At 70.5% G+C, this 3,529-nt stretch carries 3 protein-coding genes; all 3 read right to left on the reverse strand.

The window, feature by feature from the left end; translation table 11 throughout:
* Positions 1 to 57: 57 nt before the first annotated feature.
* Genes ACFU6K_RS34095 through ACFU6K_RS34105 form a run of 3 tightly spaced genes read right to left on the reverse strand, consistent with a single transcriptional unit; the run spans position 58 to position 3,470 of the window.
* Positions 58 to 1,611, reverse strand: coding sequence for a glycoside hydrolase family 3 protein (locus ACFU6K_RS34095; protein ID WP_380669720.1), 1,554 nt, complete (start codon positions 1,609 to 1,611; stop codon positions 58 to 60).
* A 6-nt stretch (positions 1,612 to 1,617) separates the two neighbouring features.
* A complete protein-coding gene (locus ACFU6K_RS34100; RefSeq protein WP_380669722.1) occupies positions 1,618 to 2,445 on the reverse strand; it encodes a carbohydrate ABC transporter permease in 828 nt (275 codons plus the stop codon).
* The gene (locus ACFU6K_RS34105) at positions 2,442 to 3,470 is read right to left on the reverse strand and encodes a carbohydrate ABC transporter permease (RefSeq protein ID WP_380669724.1); all 1,029 of its coding nucleotides are present in this window, start codon (positions 3,468 to 3,470) and stop codon (positions 2,442 to 2,444) included. Before ACFU6K_RS34105 ends, ACFU6K_RS34100 begins: the two co-directional genes overlap by 4 nt.
* Between the last annotated feature and the right edge of the window lie 59 nt (positions 3,471 to 3,529).

Consider the following 3,529-nt stretch of genomic DNA (forward strand, 5'->3'; position numbering starts at 1 on the left):
TGACGGGCCCGTTCACCGACGTCACCGGACAGGGCCGGTGACGTCGCGTCGATCGTTTCAGCCGACCGCTCCCGGCTGCCCGGTGAGGACCTCCACGGCGGCCAGTCCGCAGACCCGGGCGGCACCGTGGGTGGCGATGTACAGCGCGCCGGCCGGCTCGGACTGGGGCAGGCCCATCTCGACCACGGCGGCGTCCGGCCGGGCCGCCACCAGGCGGCGCAGCGCGGCGGACATCCACGCGTGCCGGTGCGCGTCCCGGACCACCAGCACCAGGCGGCGGCCCTCGGCGCCGGCCAGCAGCTCGCCGACCAGGGCGTCCAGCAGCTCCGGCGCGGCCTCGGCCGCCGACACCGCGCGGGTGCGGGTGCCGGGGAAGCGGTCGGCCAGCATGCCGGCCACGCCCCACGGGGTGACGTCGCCGACCGCGATGTTCGGCTCGTCCGAGAACGAGGCCACGTACGGGCGCTCGCTCACCGGCGCCACCGCCAGGCCCGGCGCCCGGACCACCTTGAGCGCCCGGCGCGCGGCCCGCAGGCCGACCGCCAGGTCCGGCTCGACCCGCTCGCCCTGGGCCGCGATCCGGCCCCAGCTGCCCAGCGCCCGGACCCGCTCGGCGGCGTCCGCCAGCCGCTCCTCGGCGAGCAGGCCGGAGCGCACGCCCGCCACAATGGCGTCGCGCAGCATCAGCACGGTCTCCTCGTCGGCCAGCCCGCCGCCGACGCAGATCGCGTCCGCGCCGGCCGCCAGGGCCAGCACGGTGCCCTCGCCCATCCCGAAGGTGTCGGCGATGGCGCCCATCTCGATCGCGTCGCTGACGATCAGGCCCTGGTAGCCGAGGCCGCCGTCGGCCGGGGCCGCGCGCAGCAGGTCGCGCAGCACGGTCGGGCTCAGGGTGGCCGGCAGCTTCGGGTCCAGCGCCGGGATCATGATGTGGGCGGTCATCACGGCCTTGGTGCCGGCCGCGATCGCCGCCTGGAACGGGATCAGGTCGCGGGCCCGCAGCACGTCCAGGTCGACGTCGATGACCGGCAGGCCGTGGTGCGAGTCCACCGCCGTGTCGCCGTGGCCGGGGAAGTGCTTGGAGCAGGCGGCCACGCCGGCCGACTGCAGGCCCTCCACCCAGGCGGCGGTGTGCCGGGCGCACAGCTCGGGGTCGGCGCCGAAGGAGCGGACGCCGATGACCGGGTTGCGCGGGTTGGAGTTGACGTCCGCGGTGGGCGCCCAGTTGTAGTTGACGCCGGCCGCGGCCAGCGCCCGGCCCAGCTCGCGGGCGACGTCCCGGGTCAGCGCCGGGTCGTCGATCGCGCCGAGCGCGAGGTTGCCCGGCCAGGACGAGCCGGAGCCCGCCTCCAGCCGGGTGACGTCGCCGCTCTCCTCGTCGATGGCGATCAGCAGGTCGGGGTTCTCGGCGCGCAGCGCCCGGGTGAGCGCGGACAGCTGGTCGAGGTCGACCACGTTGCGGTCGAACAGCGCGACCGAGCCGAGGCCCGCGGCGAGGTGGCGGCGCAGCCACTCCGGCGGCTCGGTGCCGACGAAGCCGGGCTGGAGGACGGTCAGGGCGTCGCGGTGCAGCTGGTCGCTGTCCGGCACGGTGGGAACGAGGATGCTCACGTGGACTCAGCCCTTCACGGCGCCGTCGGTCAGACCGCCGACCGCCTTGCGCTGGAGGAAGACGAACAGGATCAGCACGGGGATGGCGAACATCGTGGACGCGGCCATGGTGGCGCCCCAGTCGTTGCCGAAGGCGGTCTTGAAGGACGACAGCCACAGCGGCAGCGTCTTGCCCTCGTCCTTGTTGAGGATCAGGACGAGCGGGAACTCGTTCCACGCCGTGATGAAGCCGAACAGCGAGGTCGACATCAGGCCCGGGGCCAGCAGCGGGAAGATCACCTTCACGAAGGCCTGGGAACGGGTGCAGCCGTCCACCATGGCCGACTCCTCCAGCTCCTTCGGCACCGCGGCGATGAAGCTGCGCAGCGTCCAGATGGTGAAGGGCAGGACCATCATCATGTAGAAGAGGGTCAGCGGCACCAGGCTGTTCAGCATGTCGTTGTCGCGGGAGATGATGTAGACCGCGATGGTCATGACCTCCCAGGGCGCCATCTGGGCCATCATGATGACCAGCACGAAGGCCTTGCGGCCGCGGAACTTCATCCGGGCGATGGCGAAGGACGCCAGGGTGGCGATCACCAGTGACCCGAGCACCGCGCCGACGGTGACGAGGACGCTGTTGAGGACGTACGTCCAGAAGTTCGGCGCGTCGACCGCGGTGGTGAAGTGCTCGAAGGTCGCGTCGAGCGGGATGAACACCGGCGTCGGGCTGATGATGTCGCTGTTCTGCTTGAACGCGGTCGCGAACATCCAGTAGACGGGGAACACGAAGAAGACGGCGAGGACGGCCGCGATCACGTTCAGCCAGGTACGTCCGAAGAGAGAGCGCCTCACAGCTCGTCCTCCTGCTTGATCATGATGCGGAAGTAGTACGCCATCAGCACGCCCAGCATCAGGATGGTGAGCACCGCGATCGCGGAGCCGATGCCGTAGTGCTGGCCGGACGAGCCCTCCAGGAAGGCGTGCACCGGCAGGGTCCGGGTCAGGTTCTCCGGTCCACCGGCGTTGACCGCGTAGACCTGGGTGAACGCCTTGAACACCCAGATGACTTCGAGGAAGGTCGTGGCCAGGAAGAACGGCTTCAGGTTGGGGAAGATCACCGCGGTGAAGATCTTGAGCGCGCCGGCGCCGTCCATCCGGGCGGCCTCGTAGAGCTCCTTCGGGATGGTGGTCAGACCGGCGTACATGTTGAACGCCACGAACGGGATCGACATCCAGACGATCAGCAGGATGATCACGAAGAACGTCGAGTACTGGTTGCTGAGCCAGTTGTAGCCGTGCATCGACTGCCAGCCGAGCTGCTCCAGGATCCAGTTGACGACGCCCCACTGGGAGTCGAACAGCCAGGTGTAGACGGTGGTCGCGGCGACCACCGGCATGGCCCAGGCCAGCAGCAGCGCGACCTGGAGCACCAGCCGCATCTTCTTGCCGAGCTGGTTCAGCAGCAGGCCGATCAGGGTGCCGCCGACCATGATCAGCACCACGTTGACCAGGGTGAAGACGACGGTCCGGCCGGTGACCGACCAGAACTCCGGGTCGGTCAGCTGCTCCTTGTAGTTGTCGAAGCCGGTCCACTCGGTCAGGTGCAGGACGAGCTGGCGCCGGTTGAGGTTCTGGAACGACAGCAGGACCGTCTTGAGCAGCGGCCAGCCCAGCAGGGCCAGGGTCGCCACGGTGGCCGGCAGCAGCAGCAGGTACGGCGCGAGGCGTGAGCCCAGGCTGGGGCCGCCCGCGGATCTGGCGCCCTTGGGCGCGGTGCCCTTCGAGCCGCCGCCCGAGGCGCTCGTCTCTTGACCGGCCACAGCGACCTTCCCTGGGTCCGGGGACTGTGTCTGCACCCGCTCCGAATGCACAGCCATCGTTCTCACTTCCTCACAACCTGGCCACGACGGACAGGCGCCGCCCACCGGCCCCCCGC

It is taken from the genome of Kitasatospora sp. NPDC057512, from assembly GCF_042802135.1.
Classification (GTDB): domain Bacteria; phylum Actinomycetota; class Actinomycetes; order Streptomycetales; family Streptomycetaceae; genus Kitasatospora.

Coding starts and splice junctions, on each gene's coding strand:
- ACFU6K_RS34105 (WP_380669724.1), bottom strand. CDS start 3,470: ATGGCTGTGCATTCGGAGCGGGTGCAGACACAGTCCCCGGACCCAGGG.